The sequence below is a fragment of the Paenibacillus sp. PvR098 genome (assembly GCF_017833255.1).
GTDB lineage: Bacteria > Bacillota > Bacilli > Paenibacillales > NBRC-103111 > Paenibacillus_G.
Genome location: NZ_JAFIBU010000001.1, coordinates 3,611,838 through 3,632,413 on the forward strand (window position 1 = coordinate 3,611,838; position 20,576 = coordinate 3,632,413).

Here is a 20,576-nt window from a genome sequence, read left to right on the forward strand (position 1 = left end):
AGCGAGCCTTTCCACCATCATCCGAAGGAGCCGACAGCTCCTGCATCCACTTAGGCAGCGGATCCCTGCGAGGCAGGCGACCCGCTGTTTAACGTTGTTGGACAAAGACCATAACATTTGACCGGACAAACAAAGTTGCCTCAGACCTATTTTTATAAGCGAGGAAAAAACTGTTTCTCTAGACCCACACGGTTTTCGTTTGTTATGATGATTGAGGTTTATGGAGAAGAGAGAAAAACGGATTGATCGAGGATGATGGAGGGAAGCCGCTTGTGGAAACCTATGAAAATTTAAAAGAGGGTGAGAAGGGCGCATGGGTCAGCATCGTCGCTTATGTCTTCCTAGCTACTTTTAAAATCAGCATGGGCTTTGTGACCGGTTCCGAAGCGCTTAGGGCAGACGGAATAAATAATGCAACCGATATTATCGTTTCAATCGCCGTGCTGATCGGCTTACGAATTGCAAGAAAACCGCCGGACCAGGATCACCCGTACGGACATATGCGGGCAGAAACAATCGCTTCGCTGGTTGCCTCCTTCATCATGGCGGTCGCAGGGCTGCAGGTAGTGATCCAGGCGGGTAGAAGCTTCTTTGCCGACGAGCGGACAGCGCCTGATTTGCTTGCGGCATGGATTGCCTTGAGCTGCGCAGCGATCATGTGGGGCGTGTATGTGTATAACAGCAGGCTTGCCAAACGCATCAGTAATCAGGCTCTGATGGCCGCGGCGTACGATAACCGTTCGGATGCGTTAGTGAGCATCGGGGCGGCAATCGGTATCATCGGCTCCCGGCTGGGATTTCCGATTCTTGATGCGGCCGCGGCTCTCCTTGTAGGGCTCATTATTTGTAAAACGGCGTGGGATGTGTTTTCCGGTGCCACGCATGCGTTAACCGATGGCTTTGATGATCAGAAGCTGAGGGTGTTCCGTAAGACAGTAAAAGAGACCCCAGGCGTGAAACGGATCAAGGATATCCGCGCAAGAGTTCATGGCAGCAGCGTTCTGCTGGACGTTGTCGTTGAGGTCAGCGCTGAACTCTCCGTAGGACAAAGCCACGATATCAGCGACGAGATCGAGAAAAGAATGATGGACGAGCACCGCATCGGGAACGTCCACGTGCATATTGAGCCATTTTCCGAGCAAAAGCAATAAGGCCGCCCGCCTGGGCAGCCTTATTGCTTTTTGCTATGCGGGTAGGGTGCATTAAAGATTTACGCTGTCCGCATTTTTCTACGAGGAGCATCCGGAACCGCAGGAGGATCCGCCTCCGTCACTTCCTCCGCCTCCATCATTGTCGTTGCTATCTCCCGCACAGGAAGAGGCCGAGCTGCTGCTTCCGCTGGTCTTTCGCTCTTCTTCCGTGCTCAGGCCCTCCATCTGCTGTTCAAAATCATCCGGTGAAGACATCGATAAATAAATCATTGCGCCGCCGAGCCATCCGAAACCTGCCGAATGAGAGAGTGTATCGCGCGTTATTGGGCGATTCCCTTTATTAAGATGGCTTTTGGCTTCAGCAATCTGAGACTTCGCTTTATCAATCAATTGATCGAACACGGTATGCAGATCGGGAAACCGTGAAGCGGCGTTCATATGAAAGAGCTCCTGCCTGAGCTCCTCGGCGCTTGACTTCTCCAATCGTTCTAACAGGCTTTGCGGCAGAGGATTCCGGTAAAATGCGCCCCATGTCCGCCCGCACTCTGGAGTCTGCAGGAACAATTCCCCGTAAATCCAATCAAACCAGGCGCGTTCCCCGGGGTTAGGTGAACGGCCTTCCTCAGCATGAGGGGCATGGTGGATCATACTCCCGCAGAAGCGCTCGCAGAAGGTCTGGTACTCCCTCGTGAACATCAGCATCTCGTGCCATGCGAGATCTACCTTAGCGCTGTACATTGGTACTTGCTTCATGACTGCGCTCATGAGGAAAAATCGTTTTAAATGAAACCACGTCCAAATCCACTCGGAATCGTCCATCGTTGGGTGCTGCTTCAGAACCCTGTCCTTCACACGGGCCTCAAAATCGGAGTCGAGTGCCGATTCCAGGCGCAGCATAGCCTTCTCGGCAGGGTGCCCAGGGAGTACGCCAAGCTTATTCGGGGGAGGGGGAAGCACGCGCATGCGGCTTGATGGCTTTCGGGCATTTCGTATCCATACAACGGCAAGAATGAGAATTGCAATTCCGAAAACAGTCAGCCCCAAATATGGCATGGGAATTCCTCCAATCCATCTGTTATCCAATTATGTTATCACAGCTATCATATATATAACGCAAGTCATCCCGGATAAGTTTCTCCTATCCGGCTCTATTTTCATGCATATTTTAAGTTGGAAGTCTCATAGATATGTAGAGTAAGAAGCTAATCAATCTGATTACGGCTTCATATGGGGAAGGAGCTTTTGTCCATGAAACGAACGGATCAGGATATTGTACAATACTACGTTATCAATGAGCAGCTCTCCATGTCTCAAGGGAAGATTGCTGCACAGGTCGCCCATGCGGCCACTACGATGACACTGCACTATCTGTTAAATGACAATCGACATCAGGAGGTGTTTCAAGCGTGGCTGAGCAAGGGGCAAAAGAAAGTTGTGCTGCAGGGCTCCGAAGCTCGTCTTCAGAGCTTAGCCAATGACGGGTTTCTGTCTATTCGGGATGCAGGACATCATGAAATTCCGGAAGGCTCATTAACCGTTGTCGTATTACCGCCAATGGATAAAGAGGCTGCCGGAAAAATCATAACGGGACTAACACTGTTATAGTTCGTGCTGAGCGATTTGCGACGCGCTCATACCAGCGGTATATCCGGTGGTGAAAGCAGCAGTAATGTTATACCCCCCGGTATAGCCGTGGACATCCAGAATCTCACCGCAAAAAAACAAACCGTCCATTACTTTGGAGTGCATGGTCTTAGGATCGATTTCCTTCAAATGAACGCCTCCACCGGTAACAAAAGCCTCTTCAATGGAGAGGGTGCCGGAAATTTGCATAGGGAAAGCTTTGACGAGCGAAGCCATGGACGACCAAGGCTGCTTTGGAATATTGTCGAAGGTTGTTTCTTCCTTTAATCCTGATTTCTTCAGAATAATGGGGATCATTCTTTCAGGCAATAACCCTTTCAGGATGTTTTTGATGGCCTTCTTAGGCTCGTTTCTGGCCAACTGGAGAGAATCTGCATATACTTCTTCAACCGATTTCTCAGGAAACAAATCAATGGTTATTTTTACTGTGCTCACATCGAATTGCTTCAGCGTTTTCACAATAAACTGGCTGCATCTTAGCGCGGTAGGGCCGGAAATCCCAAAGTGTGTGAACAAAAGATCTCCTTCGTGTTCAACGATTTTTTTTCCTTTGGGATTCCAGACCGATACGGTGATGTCTCTCAAAGAAAGACCCTGAAGCTCTTTGCTCTGTATGAAGGCCTCTCTCGATAAGAGCGGTACCTCCGTGGGGTACAGCTCTGTGATCGTGTGCCCGGCCTCCTCGGCCCAGGCGTAGCCGTCTCCGGTGGAGCCCGTGTGAGGCACCGACTTGCCGCCGGTCGCCAGCACTACAGCGCGGCTCATTACACGTTCTCCCCCGGCTAACTCCACTCCCGCGACCCGGCCATCCTTATACAATACCTTCCGCACAGGAGTGTTTACTCGAATTGCAACCCCTTGATTGCGCACCCGGTTCACCAGCGCGTCGACAACCGTTTTCGCTTTGTCGCTTACCGGGAACATACGCCCGCGGTCCTCCTCCTTGAGCCGAATGCCCATCCCTTCGAAGTAAGCGATGATGTCACGGTTGCTGAAGGCAGCCAGTGCGCTGTGCAGAAAACGTCCGTTGCCGGGTATATGCTTTATCAATTCGTCCAGGTCTTTCGCATTCGTAACGTTGCAGCGTCCCCCACCGGAAATTCCGAGCTTACGGCCGAGCTTATCGCTTTTATCGATCAACAGCGTGCGGGCCCCGTGGCCGCTGGCAGCAATGGCTGCCATTAAGCCGGAGGGACCTCCGCCAATAATAATTACATCATAAGACATGTCCAACTGCTCCTTACCCTTATTTTCTGTAGCTTATCTTACCCCTTTTTGTCCCAAACGTCACCTTTTGTTGGCAAACGATAACAAAAAAGAGGCCTGCAGGCCTCTTGATGAAATGAATTATGCCGGTTGGGTCTGTGACTGCAGCTTCCGAACGGTGATACGGGCGATACGCAGATCGTCTGTCTCTTCTATCATAAATTCGTAATCGTCACCGTAAAGCACCGTCTGTCCCTTTTTTGGGGGGATTTCCACTTGGGAATAAATCCAGCCGCCAACGGTGTCGTAGTTTTCGGTCCCAATCTCCATACCGAAAAAGTCGTTCAACTCGTTGATCAGCAGACGCCCGTCGATGGAATGCGTGGTTTCGTCCTTTACCTCAATGCTCAGGCGTTCGTCTGGATCGAATTCATCCTGGATTTCACCGACGATTTCCTCAAGAATATCCTCGAGCGTCACCATACCTGAGGTGCCGCCGTATTCATCGAGGAGCAGTGCGATCTGTACCTTTTTCTTCTGCATAAGCTTCAGTAAATGGCTAATCGGCATCGATTCCGGCACTTTGGTCATGGGACGGGCAAGCAGCCGAATGTCGGTCAAGCCCTTGCTGGCTTTCATTAAATCCTTAATATGCACGAACCCGATGATGTTGTCCTTGTCCGGATCGCAGACCGGGTAGCGGGTACGCATTTCGTCCAGCGCAATGTCCATATTTTCCTCAAACGTAAGATTAGCGTACAGACAGCCCATCTCCGTTCGCGGAATCATGATTTCGCGCGCATTCGTTTCCGTAAACTCAAATATATTGTCAAAAAGCGTCAATTCCGTGTTGTCGATGAATCCGCTTCTGTGGCTTTCTTTCATCAATGTGCGTATTTCTTCATCTGTATGAGCGGATTCTTGTTCGCCCGATGGCTCGATTCCTACCCGTTTCAGCATCCAGTTGGATATTCCGCTCAGCAGCCATATTAAAGGAAGCATCAGCTTGTAAAAGAAGAGGATAGGCGCCGAAGACCACAATGTGAAGGTCTCCGAATGGCGGGAAGCAAACGTTTTGGGAAATTGATTACCAATCGTCATGTGTAAAGTGGTAATGACAGAAAAAGCGATCAGAAAAGAAATCGTATGAATGACCATGTCATTGAATTGAAACCAATCCTTCAACACCGGACTCAGCAAAACAGCGATAACCGATGCTCCAGCCCAGCCCAGCCCTAGAGACGTAAGCGAAGTCCCAAGCTGGCAAGCCGTCAAATATGCGTTCAGGTTCCCCGTAATCTTCTGCGCAAAACGCGCGAAGACATTGCCTTCTTGGGCGAGTGTATCGAGACGGCTGGCCCTTACCTTGACCATGGCGAATTCCGCAGCGACAAAGAAACCGTTCAACAACACCAACACAATAATCAACACCGCGTTAAATAATAAAGGTAACGGGTCACTACTCAATCAATCCCTATCCCCTACGTGAGGGCGATAGGTACACCTCCTCTATAAATTCAAAATCCAGACAAAATTAAATAGCCTTTCTATATAAGATATTATAAACGATGTAAATGAAGGCACTCAAACGATGGTTAGGGCATTCAGGGCTATGCACGGTTCGCAGGGGGTGTATTTGTAAGCGTTAATGGCTAATTTCACTCCATTTGCTTTAAATTTGAGGTTTTTTGTATGAAGGAGTTGTGGGAATTTCAGGAAATTGATGAATCTCTCAAGATACAATCGATTGGCCAGAAAGTAAAAATCGTCCACATAGGATTTAAAGGAAGGGTTTCGAGGTTGACTTTTTTATTTTACATGTTATAATATTATGATACTCATCGAGAGTAGCATTTTTCACCCCGCATAACCCCTAACAAAGGATTCTCCTCTAGAAGAACATTTAATTTCCGCATATTGTGATCGTCAGGAGCCCATGATTCGAGATTGTTGTAACACTGATTCACACTGGCGCGGTCATCGGAGCCGCAAGGATGGAAGAGAGGTAGGGCTTTCGTTGTTTTAGTTACACAGCATTACAAAGGTTCATGCAAGGATTCACTAAAAAGTTTGGGGTAAGGCGGCAGTAAAGCAGCAAAGGGACTCCGTTCGGGCTGATCACCGAAGGAGTCTTTTTTCATGGCTAAAATTCGCGATGCGCAACATTCTTCCTTTATTGTCTAGTTTTTCTCTCCTGAGGGCTGAGTGATTTATGTTCGGCCAAAGCATACTAAAGCTAAGGAAGGGAGATGATTCAATGGCTGGGCAAAAAAGAAATGCCAATGCATCCAAAGAACAGAATAGGCAAGCCGTTCAGAACAAGGGGATGGATAGCGCCGATTCCGCTGGCGGTATTTCGGATAAAAAGCTGAGCGGGCCGAACCGCCCGTCCGTCTAGAATGGGCTAAGGGAGGAGGGCTTACAATGAGCGACCAACAAAATGAAAATAAGGATGCAACGTATGATCAAGTACGGACCCATATTGCATACAATCGTAAGAATGACTCGGAGCTCGATCCGTTTGAAATCAATTTTCGGCCGGAGTTCGAACAAAACCGGGGCCCCAGAGAGCCGTTCGTGAATGAACACGACGTGCTCATCGGAGATCATGTGTACCAGTCAAATCACTCGCCATTGGAGCAATGGAACGAGAATACCGACCCTGCAATCATGTCTGGGGACGGCTGGGTACATCCATTTAAAGATGTAGGCTTTCACACAACGGAAAATAAAGAGCTGTTTGAGAGAGGCATTGCTCCGCAGGGTGTTCCTTTCATGCATCCCGACAAGGACGTGGCTTATCCGGCTTTCCAGAGCGGGGAAGCGGAAACGGATGAAAAAGCGTAAGTCGGAATTGCAGCAGGATATGTATGGATGGCTTTGCTTTCATTCCAAGCCGATGTATAATGGGTATATGAAATTCAAATATACCTTTAGGTTTGGGAAAAGGAGTGAAAGCGTAACATGTCCATGTCGTTTGAAAACTATATGAAAGATATGGTCCAGCCGATGAGAGACGATCTGACCCGCGTCGGTGTGGAGGAACTCCGCACACCTGAGGATGTGTCGGCTGCGCTTGATGATATGAAAGGGACAACATTAATTGTTGTCAATTCCGTTTGTGGCTGTGCGGCCGGCCAATGCCGTCCGGGCGTAGCCAAAGCACTGCAGCATGAAGTGAAACCGGACCGCCTGCTCACGGTGTTCGCAGGTCAAGATAAGGAAGCGACAGCTAAAGCGCGCGAATATTTCGCTCCGTATCCGCCGTCCTCTCCGTCCATTGCTTTGATGAAGGATGGACAGCTGGTGCATTTCATTCAGCGTCACCAAATCGAAGACCGTTCGGCCGAGATGATTGCGAATGATCTGATTGGCGCTTTTGATGAATACTGCAAATAATACCTTTTAGGCCTAAACTCCTGCCGATGTCTTTATGACATTTGGTGGGAGTTTTTACGTGAAGCGAGGCTTGGTGGTATACTGAGAAGAAAACAGAGTGGGAGAGTGTTGACGCATGAGCCTGCAGCAAGATATTATCGCTAAGCTCGGGGTGAAGCCGGAGATCGATGCCGATGCGGAAATTCGCAAAAGAGTGGATTTTTTGAAGGAGTATGTGCTGAAGGCGGGGGTGGACGGACTGCTCATCGCCATCAGCGGTGGTATTGATAGTGCGGTAGTGGCCGGCTTGTGCAAGCAAGCGACGGACGAGCTGACCGCGGAGAAAGGTCGGGAATACAAGACGGTGGGAGTATTTCAACCCTACGGACAACAGGAGGATATTGCCGACAGCTATGCAGTGGCAGAAGCGTTCAACCTTAAATACCGGGTGGAGACCAATATCGAAGAGGCTGTGGGCGAAATTGCGTTAGAGGCGGAATACGGCCTGAAGTCGATCGGGGTTCACCGGCATTTAAGCCGTGCGGGCAAAGGGAATGTGAAAGCCAGAACGCGGATGGTGATTCAGTATGCGCTCGCGTTCGAGCTGAATTTGCTCGTCGTCGGAACCGACCATGCCTCGGAAGCCATTACCGGCTTCTTTACGAAGTACGGGGATGGAGCGGTTGACATTACGCCGCTGAGCACCTTGAATAAGCGTCAGGTACGTGAGCTGGCGAGTAAACTGGGCGTGCCGCAGAGCGTGCTGGACAAAGCACCGACAGCCGGACTGTGGGAAGGGCAAACGGACGAGCTGGAGCTCGGCATTACCTATGACGACAACAGCAACTATCTGGAAGGCAAGTCGATTGCCCCGGAAGCGCAGGCTAAGCTTGAGAAGCAATATTTGAAGACGGAGCATAAGCGGGTCCCGATTCCTGGTATTTAAAGGGCTTGCTCAGGTATATTTGCAAAGCAACCACCTTGTGACCGAATGGCATGCATGAGAATGCCTCTTTCGGAAGCAGGTGGTTTTTTTGTACGGATTCATAAAGCAGTAAGAAGAAAAGAAGGCTTTATGCAGGGACGATCCTGGGAATCGGATCAGAAGCCCATCCGCTTCAGCACGATTTCCGTACGGGCGATGATATCGTCGATCTGCTCGTGGGTGGTGCAGAGCGGCAGCCAGTAATAGATGGTGTCCCCAAGCGGACGCAGGAACAGGCCCTCCTTCAGCCCTTCGAGATAGACGCGGAAGCCGATTCGCTCAGTGAAATCGAAGCGGATTCCATCAGCGCGGTCCTTATACAGCTCGAAGGCGCCCACCATGCCAAGGCTGCGTACATTCGCCACGCCGGGGAACGCTTCGAATCGCTGAAGCTGCTTTTCGAGGTGTGCCGCTGCGTTTTGGACGTGGTCCAAAACACGCTCCTCCTCGAAGATCCGAAGCGATTCGAGCGCCACCGCTGCCGCGAGGGGGTTGCCCGTGAAGCTGTGACCATGGGTGAAGGTCTTCAGCTTCACGTAGTCGTCATAGAATGCGTCGTAGATCGCATTCGTCGTAAGCGTGGCGGAGAGGGGAAGTACGCCCGCCGTGAGTCCTTTGGACAGGCACATGAAGTCGGGAGCGATCCCCGCGTGCTCGCAGGCGAACATCCGGCCTGTCCGGCCAAACCCGACCGCCACTTCGTCGGCGATCAGGTGCACTCCATATTGCGTACAGAGCTCGCGCAATCCTTGCAAGTACGCCGCGGGGTACATGATCATCCCCCCTGCAGCCTGAATCATCGGCTCGACGATCAGCGCAGCGAGCTCATCCGCCGATGATTCAAAGAGCTTGCGCGCGCCCTCCAGCGCTTGCGCCACGCACGTTTCCGCGCTCGGCCCCTGCCGTACATCTGGTGATGGTATACCGTAGGCTGAGAACAGCAGCGGCCTGAACACGGAGAAGTACTGATCCACTCCGCCGACGCTGACGGCGCCGATCGTGTCGCCGTGATAGCTGTTCTCCATGAAGGCGAATTTAGTTTTGCCGATCCGGCCCGTCTGCTGCCAATATTGAAACGACATCTTCAGCGCCACTTCTACGGAAGTGGAGCCGTTGTCGGAGTAGAACACTTTGTCCATCCCAGGCGGCGTAATCTCTGCAAGCTTATGCGCAAGCTCAATGCCGGGACGATGGGTCAGACCGGCGAACATTACGTGATCCATTTGCGCAAGCTGGCGGTTTACGGCTTCCCGGATGCGCGGATGCGCATGGCCGTGCACGTTGACCCACCAAGAGGAATTCGTATCATAGTAACGGTTTCCGTCGGCATCGTACAAATAGACGCCTTCCGCCTTCTCGATCAGGATGGGATCCGTATCGGCATAATCTTTCATTTGGGTAAAAGGGTGCCACACATGCTTGCGGTCAATTTGCAAAAGCAGTTCCTTCTCGTTCGCTTCCATAACGTTAGTCCTCCTTGAAATTCATTCCTGGATCGGATACGATTAGGCCATTAAGCCAAACCTCATTGTACCACCAGAGAATGGAACGCGAAACAGGAAAGGAAACAGGCGTCATGATTATCGGCATAGGTACCGATTTATTGGATATCGCGCGCGTGCGCAAAATTTTGGAGCAGTCTGCGGGCAGCCGGTTCCTGGAGCGAGTTCTGACCTCCCGCGAGCGCGAGCTGGCTGCGAGCAGACAGGGGCGTTTGGCCGAGTTTACGGCAGGGCGCTTCGCTGCCAAGGAAGCGGTCGTTAAGGCAATTGGCTGCGGCATCGGCAAAGAAATCTCGTTTCAGGATCTGGAGATATTGCCTGATCGGAAGGGCAAACCGCTCTGTTCTCTTTCTGAGGCAGCGATGAAGCGGTTATCTACAGAAGGGATTCTCCCGGCTGTCGAGAGTGGCTCGATAGCCATTCACCTGAGCATCACGCACACGGAGACGATGGCCATGGCTTACGCCATAGTGGAGCGAAGAGATGGTGCTGTGGGTTGAGGGCATGGCGTGAATAACAAACAAGCAGCCCCTTCTCTATAAGGGACTGCTTGTTTATACGAATCTGCCGAAGATTACTTTTTGTTTGCCAGCCAGTCGGAGAGCGCATCGATTTCCTCTGGCTTGAGCTTACCGTGATAACCAGGCATGCCGTTTCCGCCTCGGTTGATCTGCTCCACGATTTGATCTTTGGTCAGTCGTGCGCCTGCCTGCTGCAGGTTCGTCTTTGGCCCGACCTTGCCTTCCAGGTTGCCGGCGTGGCACGACAAGCAGTTCTGTTTATATAGCGATTGCACCATATCGTTCGCACCGACCATAGCTTGTGCCTCTGTCATACCGCCAGAGGATTTGTCGCCGCCGAATGGCGCCTGACTATTCTGAGGTGTGCATGCCCCGAGCAAGGCTGCGATGAATACCGCCATGGATAAAGCGGCCCAATTATTTCTACGCTTCATTCGTATTTCATCCCCTTATTCCACATTCCGATCATCCAAGCGAGCGCCATCATACTGAGTCCGCCAAAAACTCCGAGAATTACCTGAGCAAAGCCAAGATACCACCACGCCATCGTTACGGTTAAAGCAAGCATCCACCAGCTTAGATACATCAGCGGGCGCCCTAACTTTCGGCTAAGCCATGCATAAGCGAACGTCAGCACAATACCTTTAAGCAGCGGCCACAAAAAGGGGTCGATCGCTTCCCGCCTCGCTAGCGCATAGAACCCCAGCACGCCGAACAGCACAAGCACTGGCACCACATTAGCGAGGGGTGTCCGAGCGCCCGTTACGGCCGGGTGTGCCTCGTTTGAGCGGAGTGTCCGAAACATGAGGATCACAGACACAGCTAATGCCGCCCACATGATGGCTTGCTGCAGCGTCTCGAAATCCCGCCATTGCCCCAAGAATCGGAGTCCGGAGGATAAGATCCACTGCAATCCCCATATATATAGGAAAGCGGCATATGGCGCTGCCATTCGGTAAGCCGCCACCGCTTGTTTATTGCTCATCGTCACACCTCTTTGCCGTACCCGATTTATATCTACAATAGCTGTCTGGAAGCCTTTAATCACGTGCTCCTCGTACCTTAGCGGCTGTAAGTCACGATAATACTGCTATACGGCCATCTATCATTGTGCGTTCGAACGTTCTAAAGTTGAGAGTACACTTTTTCCGGTAGGGAAGTCAAACGATCCTGCAGAGCAGGGAGAACCGGCCGTTCCAATGGCTCAGTTCCCGTTGGTGATCCGATGTTTTTTCGCATATTCGCGCGGGGAGACGCCGGTCACCTTTTTGAAAATACGGCTGAAATAAAATTCGTCCGTATAGCCGACGCTGCCCGCGATCGATTTCAGACGATAGTCGGACAGCACGAGCAGCTCCTTGGCCCGGTCGACGCGCAAGTGCGTCAAGTAATCGATGGGGCTGTAGCCGATCGTTTTTTTGAACAGCCGGGAGTAGTGGCTGACGCTCAGCCCCGCCATTTGTGCGAGACCTTCCAATGTAAGCGGTTCCTGATAATGACCTATCATATAATCTTGGGTCAACTCAATGGCTGCTGTCGTGTCACCGGCAATTTTTTGGGCGCGGAAATCGGTGACGAGCGTCAGTAACAGCTCCTGCAGCAAAATTTTGCGGCGCATCGCCGTCATGTGCCCCCGTCGCTTCCACAGCACATCCATCTGCTCAAACAGGTAGATCAGCTGGGGGGTGTTGGTCACCGTATACATGCCCTCCAAGGGAAAACGCGTTTCCAAGGCGCTGCAGTAAACCCACTGTTCCTTATCCTCGTAACATTCCGTATAATGAAAACGTAGGAAGTAATATTCCAAAGGATGCTCCGGGTCGGTGGTGCGCTCGACGTTCATGCCAGGGGCGAACCAAAAGAGCTTGCCGGGCTCCGCCGGATAATGGGTTCCGTTAATGGTGAACGTACCCTTCCCCTTAATGATGAGCCAGACGGAATGATGTTTGATGAGCTGCGTTTTTTGATACCAGTCAGGTTCGCATTTTCTATGGCCGACAATGAGGATGGAAATGACCAACTTATTCAAGCGGGAGGCCAACTCTCCGGGGGTGAGCATCGGCACCGGTCCTTTCATTTTTAAACCTATTATATCTCGACAACGTGTGCAAAGAGAAGAAGGAGACATCATGTACAGTTCCGAACAAAAACAATATTTCAGCACAGAGCTGATGTCTTGGTATACATGCCATAAACGTGATCTTCCATGGCGGCGCAGCCGCAATCCGTATCATATCTGGGTGTCGGAAATTATGCTGCAGCAGACGCGCGTCGACACCGTCATTCCTTATTTTCATCGCTTTATGGACAAGTTCCCAACGGTGGAAGCATTAGCCGAAGCTCCGGAAGAGGAAGTGCTTAAGGCATGGGAAGGGCTGGGTTATTACTCGCGGGCCCGCAATCTCCAAAGTGCTGTGCGGGAGGTACAGGAGCGCTACGGGGGCACTGTGCCGGATACGAAGGAGGACGTTTTCTCGCTTAAGGGCGTTGGGCCTTATACGGCAGGGGCGATTCTCAGTATCGCCTACAATAAACCGGAGCCGGCGGTAGACGGCAATGTGATGCGAGTGCTGTCGCGCTATTTCCTAATTGAAGAGGACATCATGAAAGGAAGCACCCGCGTGCTTATGGAAAAGCTGGCGAAGGAGCTGATCCCGGAAGGTGCGGCTGGTGATTTCAATCAGGCGCTCATGGAGCTTGGCGCTCTGGTCTGCACGCCCAAATCACCGCATTGCCTTACCTGTCCGGTGATGGCGCACTGTACGGGAAGAGCCGCCGGAATGGAGAGCTCCCTCCCGGTGAAGAAGAAAGCCAAGCCCCCGCGCCCGGAAAACAGGTACACGGCGATTGTAGAGGGTACCGGTGAGCATGCCGGCAAGGTGCTGATCCGCCAACGGCCCGCAGAAGGACTCCTTGCACGGATGTGGGAGCTCCCGCATACGCTTGCGAACGCAGCGACGGAAGACCCGGCTGCTGCCCATGAGGCGCTGGCCTCCCACCTGGAGGACGACGGCCTGGGCATCGGCACGCTTCGCCTGCTTATGCAGGCGGAGCACATATTTAGCCATATCCGCTGGGATATGGAGGTGTACGTGTGCCACCTAGAGCCTTCGCCGCTGCTTCCTAAGCTGCCGGTGCTGCTGCCGTCGCATTATCGCTGGATCAGCCGCGAAGAGATGGAGCTGTATGCGTTCCCGAACGTATTTCTGCGTATTCTAAACGCCTATTTCAAAGGGGTTTCTTAGCTGAAGGAGAAGAACAGGGCGGCCTAGTAACAGGCGCCCTGCTCTTTAATAAATCTGTTTTTTTAATGCTTCCGGTTCTCTGACAAGAATATACTTCTTGTCGATGGTAATGATTCCATCCTCCTGCAAATCCTGAAGGACCTTCGTGACTGATTCGCGCACTGTGCCTACCATATTAGCGAGCTGCTGGTGCGTCAGCTTCATATTGATGAGTATGCCGCCCGGCTTCGCTGTACCGTAGTGTTCCGACAATCGGTATATCGTTTTGATGGTGCGCGAGCGAACGTCGAGAAAGGTCAGATCATAAATTTGTTCGTTGGCTTTGCGAAGTCGTTCCATCGTCACCTCTAACAGACGCAGGCACAGTTTGGGGCTCTGTTCCATGAACTGTTGAAAATCAGATCGTGTCAGTGTGTACATGGAACAGTCCTCGAGCGTTTCCGCGGTGGCGGAGCGCTTCATTTCTTGTTGGATAAGCGACATCTCTCCGAAGAAATCGCCTTCCCGGAACAGCGAGAGGATAATTTCCTTAGCATTATCAATCCGGTAAATCTTGACGGCACCGGTTTGAACGAGAAAAAACTCTTCACCCGGATCGCCTTCAGTAAACAGGACTGTATTTTTTTTAAATTCGCATTCCCCGAATAATGGGGCGATCGCTTCCAGCTCAGCCGCGGATAAATCCTGAAATAACGGCACGTTCTGCAGAAGAGAGATCAGCCTATTCATTAACTCACTCTTTTCTCCTACTATTTTTCCTGCATTCACTAGAAATGGCAGAAATTTTAACTAACTAAATTATAACGTGATTCGGTTTTATACACCAGCTCGTCGTGATTGGCTTGAAACCTTATCTTGTGATATATCGGAAGATATCGATTTCTAATTAAGAGGGAGTTTCTTATCGTGGACACCCATATCGTTCTGTATTTTATTGCAGCATCCGTCCTGCTTACACTGGCGTTGCCACACAAAGCGTATCGAATGGCTGCAAAGCGGGAATTGTGACTGCTCTAGGGTTATGTACAGATGTGCTTGCGCGTACGTTTGCCGCCGCAATGGGAAATTCAGCCTTGCTTTATAACTTTGTAGTTTTGTTCCAGGTTGTCAAATATGCGGGTACCGCTTATCTGCTGTATTTGGCTTGGCAAGCTCTGCGAGAAGGGGCGGACCCGCTTTATATGCGCCTATCGGCTTGCGAATGACGCTTGTAGAGAAGTAAAAAGAACGCTAAAAAGACCGCTCGGAGAATCCGGCGGTCTTTATTCATAGGCTTCTTACTTAACGGCAGCTTCGTAACGTTTGCCAACTTCTTCCCAGTTCACAACGTTCCAGAAAGCAGCGATGTAGTCAGGACGTTTGTTTTGGTACTTCAGGTAGTATGCGTGCTCCCATACGTCCAGTCCAAGGATTGGCGTTTCGCCTTCCATGATCGGGCTGTCTTGGTTAGGCAGGCTGTATACTTTCAGCTTACCATCTTTGGTTACGGCGAGGAATGCCCAGCCGGAGCCGAAACGGGTAGCGCCCGCTTTAGCAAAGTCTTCTTTGAATTTATCGAAACCGCCGAGCTCGCTGTTGATCGCGTCAGCCAGCTTGCCGCTTGGAGCGCCGCTGCCGTTCGGGCCAATCGTTTCCCAGAAGAGGGAGTGGTTAGCGTGGCCGCCGCCGTTGTTGCGAACTGCGGTGCGGATAGCTTCCGGCACGCTGTTGAGGTCAGCGATAAGGTCTTCAATGCTTTTCGATTGAAGATCGGCATGACCTTCCAGCGCCGCGTTCAAGTTTGTAACATATGCATTGTGGTGACGATCGTGGTGGATCATCATGGTCATTTCGTCAATGTGAGGCTCAAGTGCGTTGTTTGCGTAAGGAAGTGCAGGTAATTGGTGTGCCATCTTCAAATCTACCTCCTAAGATTTATGAAATTTCCAAGATTTATTATCCCCTATTTTCCATATAAAATCAACAAGTATGTATATTAAGTATTGATTACAGTCTCGTTAAGGCCCTTGACCTGTTCACCGCCCCGCTGCTCGATTTCCGTAATGATTTGTCCGAGCATGGCCGTGCCCTGTGCGTTAAGCCATGGGGACAAATCGCTCATGACCCTCTGATGGTAATGCAGCTCCTCCGAGGTCCACTCGGCTGCTTTCTTGTCGTTGAGCTCATGAATCCGGCGCACCTGGCCATCGTTCATCTGATCTGCCAATGGTTCTCCTCCTTTCGAAAGTCAAAGATCACCGGATTATCGTTTCACCTTGGTGCGGCTTTTATACATGGCCAATGGTCCTTCATACCCATTACCCGAACCCGATAAAATGAATCGGTATTAGAGATTGTTTTTCTCTTTCCTTTTCCTGTAAACAGTATTACAGTAGCTTTAGAAACATAGTTCATTAAATAAACAAAGTGCCTTCGGAGGTGCACCCATGACTACATTCGTACCTGTCGAAGAAGACCGATTTACCTTTAGTTTGTGTACCGTTGGCAATCCGGGTCGCGACCCGTTCGGACTGCCTGTGCGCGAGGGCTTTTCCCCTGTGGAAACCGTACATATGCTTGCGGAGCTCGGCGCTTACGACGTCAATTTCCACGATAACGATCTCGTTCCGATCGATGCGACACCGGCTAAGAAGCATTAAGCGAATTCAGGAACGCTTTGGAGGAAACCGGGATGAAAGTGCCCATGGTCACGGTCAGCCTGTTTGCCGATCCGATCTTTAAAGACGGAGCATTCACCTCGAACGATCCACGGGTTCGCGCTTATGCGATTCAGAAAACAATGGAGTCCATGGACCTGGGGGCAGAGCTTGGCGCGGAAGTGTTCGTGCTGTGGGGCGGACCTGAAGGCTCCGAAGTCGATGCGGGCAAGAATGCTGTCGAGGCCATGAAGCGTTACCGCGAAGCGCTGAACTACCTGTGCGAATACGTCTGTCGCAAAAGTATGGCTACAAGTTTGCTCTGGAAGCCAAGCCGAACGAACCGCGCGCAAACATTTACCTTCCGACGACAGGCGCCATGCTCGGCATAATTGCTACACTTGACCATCCGGATATGGTCGGTGTCAATCCGGAGGTGGCACACGAGCGTATGGCCGGGCTAAACTTCTACCATGCAGTAGCCCGGGCGCTGGAAGCCGGAAAGCTGTTCCACATCGACTTGAATGATCAGAAAATGAATCGCTTCGACCAAGACCTTCGCTTCGGCTCCGATGGTATTAAAGAAGCATTTTTCCTCGTAAAGCTGCTAGAGGATTACGGTTACGACGGCAGAAGCATTTTGACGCGCATGCGCTGCGTACCGAGGATCGTCACGGCGTCATCGAGTTCGCCAAAGGCTGCATGAGAACGTACCTGATCCTGAAGGAGAAGGTGGCGCATTTTAACGCCGATCAAGAAATTCAGGCGCTCATCACTGAAATCAACGGCAAGAAGTTGGAGCTTCCAGGCTTCGATATCAAGTTTTCACCGGAAAGCCTTAAGGCTCTTAAAGGCTATCAAGTTGACCGTGCCGGTATCGGCGCGGAAGGCCTCCAGTATGAGAAACTGGACCAGCTCACTTGCGAGATTTTGTTTGGGGTAAGGTAAGAGAGCGGCAAGTTTTGTGAGTACAGCGTCCTTTGCTTAGGCAGAGGGCGCTTCTGCTTTGTGCTAATGATGCTGTATGTGAATTTATAAATCGTTTGGGAGCACCGGACGCGAAGGAATCTTTTGAAAAGAGAAGGGGGTTGGTTTTCTTTTGAATACCAAACCTATGATCGGCATATTGTAATAAGGAGTAGATTACAAATGAAAGGAAATATATGTTTTTCTTCTTGTATATTCCTTGAAAACGCTTAATATGAAGCGCTTTAACGAGAATATTTAAATAAATGTGCGATTTTTCACAGTTTTAGAAGGAATTTTGAGATATTTGTGGTATTCTGTATAAATAGCATACAATGGTGGGGAGAGTTTAATATGCTTGTAAATTCCTATCAGGTTCGCACTTTTTATTTGTCTGATTACGTTTCGGTCACTGAGCTTTTCAAGAATGTATTATCGGAACCCTGTTATCTAGAGACGATGGAAGCTTTCGCTCGGCAGTTGTCGTGGGATAGCGAGCTCGTCTTGGTAGCCGTGGAAGAAGGCGTAATTGTCGGAGTTATTGTAGGAACGATCGACAATGACAATGGATATTACTACCGGATCGCGGTAGATCAGCAGCATCAGCGCCGTGGAATCGGTCAAGCACTGATTGAGTCGCTCCGGCAAAGATTCTTGGGACGCAAAGTGCGCCGTATTATGGTAACGGTTGATGTGCATAACGAAGTGGTGCTTCCGGTTTATGAGAAAGCCGGATACCAATCGACCGATTTTTCCCGGACGGCCCACCGGTTAAGCATTGTTAACGGGTAACAAAGAAATAAAATCAGGCTTTTTTAATACATGGGGCATAACGGGGGAGCTATCCGGCTTTCGCGGTATGCTTTTTTTGTATTCCTTATCGGGACGAGACTCTTGAAAGCTACTCCGCATAAGTTTATGCTAAGATCAAAGACCAGAGGACAAACAAGTAAAGCGCATGCCGGCCGGGTGCCGAATGCAGAAGGGTCAGGACCGCATGAACACTTTTTCATCGTATGTAATCAAAAGTTTCAAGCACGACGGGCACCTGCACCGGATGTGGCTGAAAAATTGGCTTGTGCCTGAAAACCTGCTTCATGAGGATCACCGCGGAGAATCGATGTTGGTGCTGATCAACAGCCAGACGAAAATTATTGAGGCGGATGGAAAAGAATGGGTAAGCCGGATTCCGGGCGTGTCTTTTTTTATTCCAAACCAGTGGTTTAATGTTGTGGCTTTGCTTGAGGAAGCCGGCATCCGCTATTACTGTAATGTCGCTTCACCGCCTTATGTTTGCGGCAAGGTCATCACGTATATCGACTATGATTTGGATGTGATCCGTATGCCAAGCGGTGAAATATATGTTGTTGATCAAGACGAATACGAGCAGCATAAACAGCTGTATCATTATTCATCAATCGTAGACGGCAAGGTGAAGCAGGGATTGAAGGGGCTGCTTGCGCGTGTGCGCGGGGCGGAACCCCCATTTGATGACGAGCATATCAAATTTTACTATGAGCGATGGAGAGAACACGGAGCGGAGGGATAGTATGCGGCTGTATTCTCCCAAAGATATCGAACCCGAACCGGAGGAGGGCTTAAGCTCTCATCGGACGGAAACGGTCTTCCTGCTCGAGCTGTGGGATTGGATGAAGCTGCTCGCCATCTCGCTGCTTGCGGTAGTCCTACTTCATCAGTATGGGTTTCATCTATCCACGGTCAAAGGAGCTTCTATGCAGCCGACGCTGCAGGAAGGTGAGTGGCTGTTTATCAATAAGACGATTCGTTTCACAGGCTCGCCTAAACAAGGGGACATCATTGTGCTCCGTGAGCCCGCAGGCAGCGACACTCGGCATCCGTATTTGGTGAAGAGGGTCGTCGCGGTTGGCGGGGATGAAGTGCATATTCGAGGGGGCAGGCTATATGTCAACGGGTCGCCTTTGGAGGAGTCTTATACGAATACTTTAATAGAAGACGGCCGGTTTGAGCCATATATGATCATGGAAGGCCATCTGTTCGTTATGGGGGACAACCGGCATCGGTATGCAAGTAACGACAGCCGAAGCTTCGGTGCGGTTCCAATTTCGAATGTGGAAGGCCGGGGGGAGATGATCGTATGGCCGCCGAACCAATGGAGGAGCCTGTAATGAATATAAGCGAAGCTGTAGTTTGGGCTCAGCTGAAGGAAGAACTGCGGGCGGAAGCTCCCCGGCTTGGGATTGACAAAATCGGTTTTGCCAGCGCCGATCCGTTCGCCGATCTGAAGGATATTCTCTTGAAGCACCGGGAAAAAGGATATGAGTCGGGGTTTGAGGAGCGGGATATCGAGAAGCGGGTAGACCCCTCTTTAACGCTGAATGCGCCGCGATCAATTATTTCCATCGCAGTGGCCTACCCGTCGAAGCTGAAGGATCCGCCCAGATCGGAGCCGGGCGCGTACCGCGGCATTTTGTCACGTTCCGCATGGGGGACGGATTACCATCACGTCCTGCGGAACCGGCTAGAACGGCTTGAACAGTGGATTATAGAGCGGGTGCCGGGGGCCGGGACGGCCAGCATGGTGGATACGGGAGCGCTGGTCGACCGGGCAGTGGCCGAGCGGGCCGGCATCGGCTGGGTGGGTAAGAACTGCTCCGTCATTACTCCGGAATGGGGCTCCTGGGTGTATCTGGGCGAGCTGATTACGAACGTGCCGTTCCCTCCGGATACACCTGTGACGGAGAGCTGCGGTGACTGCACGCTTTGTATCGATGCTTGTCCGACGGGAGCCCTTGTCGGGCCGGGCCAGCTCAACGCGCAGCTCTGCGTATCGTATCTCACGCAGACCAAAGGGCTGATCGAGGATGACGAGCTGAAGCGCAAGATCGGGAACCGGCTGTACGGCTGCGATACGTGCCAGATCGTTTGCCCGAAGAACAAGGGCATTCATGCCGATCATCATCCGGAGCTGGAGCCGGATCCGGAGCTGGTGAAGCCGCTGCTTCAGCCGCTGCTGTTCCTTTCGAATCGCGAATTCAAGGAGCGGTTCGGCACTAGTGCTGCTGCATGGCGGGGTCGCAAGCCCATTCAGCGCAATGCGATTCTTGCGTTGGGGAATTTCCGGGACGTGACGGCGGTGCCGGACCTTATCCGTCTGCTGCGTACCGACGATCGTCCCGAAATTCGCGGTACGGCTGCGTGGGCGTTGGGCCGCATCGGCGGAGCGGAAGCTCTCGAAGCGCTGGAAGCGGCAATGGACAAGGAACAGGATGAAGCAGCACGGCGCGAGCTTGTCAAAGCGCTGAGCCAATATGCAAAAGGGCAGCAGGTGGAATTACGTGACGAATCGAATTAAATATGATG

At 51.3% G+C, this 20,576-nt stretch carries 27 protein-coding genes; 17 read left to right on the forward strand and 10 right to left on the reverse strand.

Annotation, left to right across the window (positions count from 1 at the left end):
- Window positions 1–272: 272 nt before the first annotated feature.
- A complete protein-coding gene (locus tag JOE45_RS17905) occupies window positions 273–1,151 on the forward strand; it encodes a cation diffusion facilitator family transporter (RefSeq protein WP_210023590.1) in 879 nt (292 codons plus the stop codon).
- Between the two features lie 78 nt (window positions 1,152–1,229).
- Here JOE45_RS17905 and JOE45_RS17910 read toward each other — a convergent pair whose 3' ends face one another.
- The gene (locus JOE45_RS17910; RefSeq protein WP_210023020.1) at window positions 1,230–2,204 is read right to left on the reverse strand and encodes a glycine-rich domain-containing protein; all 975 of its coding nucleotides are present in this window, start codon (window positions 2,202–2,204) and stop codon (window positions 1,230–1,232) included.
- 195 nt (window positions 2,205–2,399) lie between these two features.
- On the opposite strand from JOE45_RS17910, the gene JOE45_RS17915 reads away from it, so the two are divergent.
- On the forward strand, window positions 2,400–2,756 hold the full coding sequence (locus JOE45_RS17915) for an aminoacyl-tRNA hydrolase (RefSeq protein ID WP_210023019.1): 357 nt from the start codon (window positions 2,400–2,402) through the stop codon (window positions 2,754–2,756).
- Here JOE45_RS17915 and JOE45_RS17920 read toward each other — a convergent pair.
- On the reverse strand, window positions 2,751–4,022 hold the full coding sequence (locus JOE45_RS17920; RefSeq protein ID WP_210023018.1) for a BaiN/RdsA family NAD(P)/FAD-dependent oxidoreductase: 1,272 nt from the start codon (window positions 4,020–4,022) through the stop codon (window positions 2,751–2,753). The genes JOE45_RS17915 and JOE45_RS17920 overlap by 6 nt on opposite strands.
- 120 nt (window positions 4,023–4,142) lie before the next feature.
- Entirely contained in the window at window positions 4,143–5,468 is a 1,326-nt protein-coding gene (locus JOE45_RS17925; protein WP_210023017.1) for a hemolysin family protein, read from the reverse strand.
- 790 nt (window positions 5,469–6,258) lie between these two features.
- Between JOE45_RS17925 and JOE45_RS17930 the strand changes: the two genes are divergently transcribed.
- The 4 genes from JOE45_RS17930 to nadE all read left to right on the forward strand — a co-directional run bounded on the left by JOE45_RS17930 (window position 6,259) and on the right by nadE (window position 8,325).
- The gene (locus JOE45_RS17930; protein ID WP_210023016.1) at window positions 6,259–6,399 is read left to right on the forward strand and encodes a hypothetical protein; all 141 of its coding nucleotides are present in this window, start codon (window positions 6,259–6,261) and stop codon (window positions 6,397–6,399) included.
- 26 nt (window positions 6,400–6,425) lie between these two features.
- Window positions 6,426–6,848: a DUF3905 domain-containing protein gene (locus tag JOE45_RS17935; RefSeq protein ID WP_210023015.1), complete on the forward strand. Its 423-nt coding sequence runs from the start codon at window positions 6,426–6,428 to the stop codon at window positions 6,846–6,848.
- A gap of 117 nt (window positions 6,849–6,965) precedes the next feature.
- Window positions 6,966–7,400: a BrxA/BrxB family bacilliredoxin gene (locus JOE45_RS17940; RefSeq protein ID WP_210023014.1), complete on the forward strand. Its 435-nt coding sequence runs from the start codon at window positions 6,966–6,968 to the stop codon at window positions 7,398–7,400.
- 115 nt (window positions 7,401–7,515) lie between these two features.
- Window positions 7,516–8,325, forward strand: a complete 810-nt coding sequence (gene nadE, locus JOE45_RS17945) for an ammonia-dependent NAD(+) synthetase (RefSeq protein ID WP_210023013.1) — start codon at window positions 7,516–7,518, stop codon at window positions 8,323–8,325.
- Window positions 8,326–8,480: 155 nt separating this feature from the next.
- Here nadE and bioA read toward each other — a convergent pair whose 3' ends face one another.
- Entirely contained in the window at window positions 8,481–9,827 is a 1,347-nt protein-coding gene (gene bioA, locus JOE45_RS17950) for an adenosylmethionine--8-amino-7-oxononanoate transaminase (RefSeq protein WP_210023012.1), read from the reverse strand.
- A gap of 113 nt (window positions 9,828–9,940) precedes the next feature.
- Between bioA and acpS the strand changes: the two genes are divergently transcribed.
- On the forward strand, window positions 9,941–10,366 hold the full coding sequence (gene acpS, locus JOE45_RS17955) for a holo-ACP synthase (RefSeq protein ID WP_210023011.1): 426 nt from the start codon (window positions 9,941–9,943) through the stop codon (window positions 10,364–10,366).
- A 74-nt stretch (window positions 10,367–10,440) separates the two neighbouring features.
- On the opposite strand, the gene JOE45_RS17960 is transcribed toward acpS, so the two are convergent.
- The 3 genes from JOE45_RS17960 to JOE45_RS17970 form a co-directional block, all read right to left on the reverse strand.
- A complete protein-coding gene (locus JOE45_RS17960) occupies window positions 10,441–10,821 on the reverse strand; it encodes a c-type cytochrome (protein ID WP_210023010.1) in 381 nt (126 codons plus the stop codon).
- Window positions 10,818–11,372: a hypothetical protein gene (locus JOE45_RS17965; protein ID WP_210023009.1), complete on the reverse strand. Its 555-nt coding sequence runs from the start codon at window positions 11,370–11,372 to the stop codon at window positions 10,818–10,820. Before JOE45_RS17965 ends, JOE45_RS17960 begins: the two co-directional genes overlap by 4 nt.
- A gap of 219 nt (window positions 11,373–11,591) precedes the next feature.
- Window positions 11,592–12,446, reverse strand: a complete 855-nt coding sequence (locus JOE45_RS17970; RefSeq protein WP_210023589.1) for an AraC family transcriptional regulator — start codon at window positions 12,444–12,446, stop codon at window positions 11,592–11,594.
- A gap of 70 nt (window positions 12,447–12,516) precedes the next feature.
- Between JOE45_RS17970 and mutY the strand changes: the two genes are divergently transcribed.
- Window positions 12,517–13,632 (forward strand): A/G-specific adenine glycosylase, encoded by a 1,116-nt coding sequence (gene mutY / locus JOE45_RS17975; RefSeq protein WP_210023008.1) that lies wholly within the window; start codon window positions 12,517–12,519, stop codon window positions 13,630–13,632.
- Between the two features lie 45 nt (window positions 13,633–13,677).
- Here the strand turns inward: mutY and JOE45_RS17980 are convergent, their stop codons facing one another.
- Entirely contained in the window at window positions 13,678–14,361 is a 684-nt protein-coding gene (locus JOE45_RS17980) for a Crp/Fnr family transcriptional regulator (RefSeq protein ID WP_210023007.1), read from the reverse strand.
- A 272-nt stretch (window positions 14,362–14,633) separates the two neighbouring features.
- Here JOE45_RS17980 and JOE45_RS17985 point away from each other — a divergent pair, with 272 nt between their 5' ends.
- Window positions 14,634–14,837: a LysE family transporter gene (locus JOE45_RS17985; RefSeq protein ID WP_348632606.1), complete on the forward strand. Its 204-nt coding sequence runs from the start codon at window positions 14,634–14,636 to the stop codon at window positions 14,835–14,837.
- A gap of 72 nt (window positions 14,838–14,909) precedes the next feature.
- Here the strand turns inward: JOE45_RS17985 and JOE45_RS17990 are convergent, their stop codons facing one another.
- Together JOE45_RS17990 and JOE45_RS17995 are read right to left on the reverse strand one after the other, a co-directional pair.
- Window positions 14,910–15,524, reverse strand: coding sequence for a superoxide dismutase (locus JOE45_RS17990; RefSeq protein WP_210023006.1), 615 nt, complete (start codon window positions 15,522–15,524; stop codon window positions 14,910–14,912).
- A gap of 83 nt (window positions 15,525–15,607) precedes the next feature.
- Complete coding sequence (locus JOE45_RS17995; RefSeq protein WP_245247061.1) at window positions 15,608–15,838, reverse strand: hypothetical protein; 231 nt, start codon at window positions 15,836–15,838, stop codon at window positions 15,608–15,610.
- Between the two features lie 220 nt (window positions 15,839–16,058).
- Between JOE45_RS17995 and JOE45_RS23620 the strand changes: the two genes are divergently transcribed.
- The 8 genes from JOE45_RS23620 to queG all read left to right on the forward strand — a co-directional run bounded on the left by JOE45_RS23620 (window position 16,059) and on the right by queG (window position 20,568).
- Window positions 16,059–16,271 carry a hypothetical protein gene (locus JOE45_RS23620; RefSeq protein ID WP_245247062.1) on the forward strand — a complete coding sequence of 71 codons (213 nt, stop codon included), beginning with the start codon at window positions 16,059–16,061 and terminating at the stop codon, window positions 16,269–16,271.
- 32 nt (window positions 16,272–16,303) lie between these two features.
- Window positions 16,304–16,660 carry a TIM barrel protein gene (locus JOE45_RS23895; RefSeq protein ID WP_245247467.1) on the forward strand — a complete coding sequence of 119 codons (357 nt, stop codon included), beginning with the start codon at window positions 16,304–16,306 and terminating at the stop codon, window positions 16,658–16,660.
- Window positions 16,648–16,974, forward strand: coding sequence for an apurinic/apyrimidinic endonuclease family protein (locus JOE45_RS23900; RefSeq protein WP_348632555.1), 327 nt, complete (start codon window positions 16,648–16,650; stop codon window positions 16,972–16,974). The genes JOE45_RS23895 and JOE45_RS23900 overlap by 13 nt, the downstream gene beginning before the upstream one ends.
- Window positions 16,971–17,216: a hypothetical protein gene (locus JOE45_RS23630; protein ID WP_245247063.1), complete on the forward strand. Its 246-nt coding sequence runs from the start codon at window positions 16,971–16,973 to the stop codon at window positions 17,214–17,216. Before JOE45_RS23900 ends, JOE45_RS23630 begins: the two co-directional genes overlap by 4 nt.
- A gap of 372 nt (window positions 17,217–17,588) precedes the next feature.
- Complete coding sequence (locus tag JOE45_RS18005; protein ID WP_210023005.1) at window positions 17,589–18,026, forward strand: GNAT family N-acetyltransferase; 438 nt, start codon at window positions 17,589–17,591, stop codon at window positions 18,024–18,026.
- A gap of 205 nt (window positions 18,027–18,231) precedes the next feature.
- Complete coding sequence (locus JOE45_RS18010) at window positions 18,232–18,783, forward strand: DUF402 domain-containing protein (RefSeq protein WP_210023004.1); 552 nt, start codon at window positions 18,232–18,234, stop codon at window positions 18,781–18,783.
- Between the two features lies 1 nt (window position 18,784).
- Window positions 18,785–19,381, forward strand: coding sequence for a signal peptidase I (gene lepB, locus JOE45_RS18015; protein ID WP_210023003.1), 597 nt, complete (start codon window positions 18,785–18,787; stop codon window positions 19,379–19,381).
- Window positions 19,351–20,568, forward strand: a complete 1,218-nt coding sequence (gene queG / locus JOE45_RS18020; protein ID WP_210023002.1) for a tRNA epoxyqueuosine(34) reductase QueG — start codon at window positions 19,351–19,353, stop codon at window positions 20,566–20,568. Before lepB ends, queG begins: the two co-directional genes overlap by 31 nt.
- The last annotated feature ends 8 nt before the right edge of the window (window positions 20,569–20,576 follow it).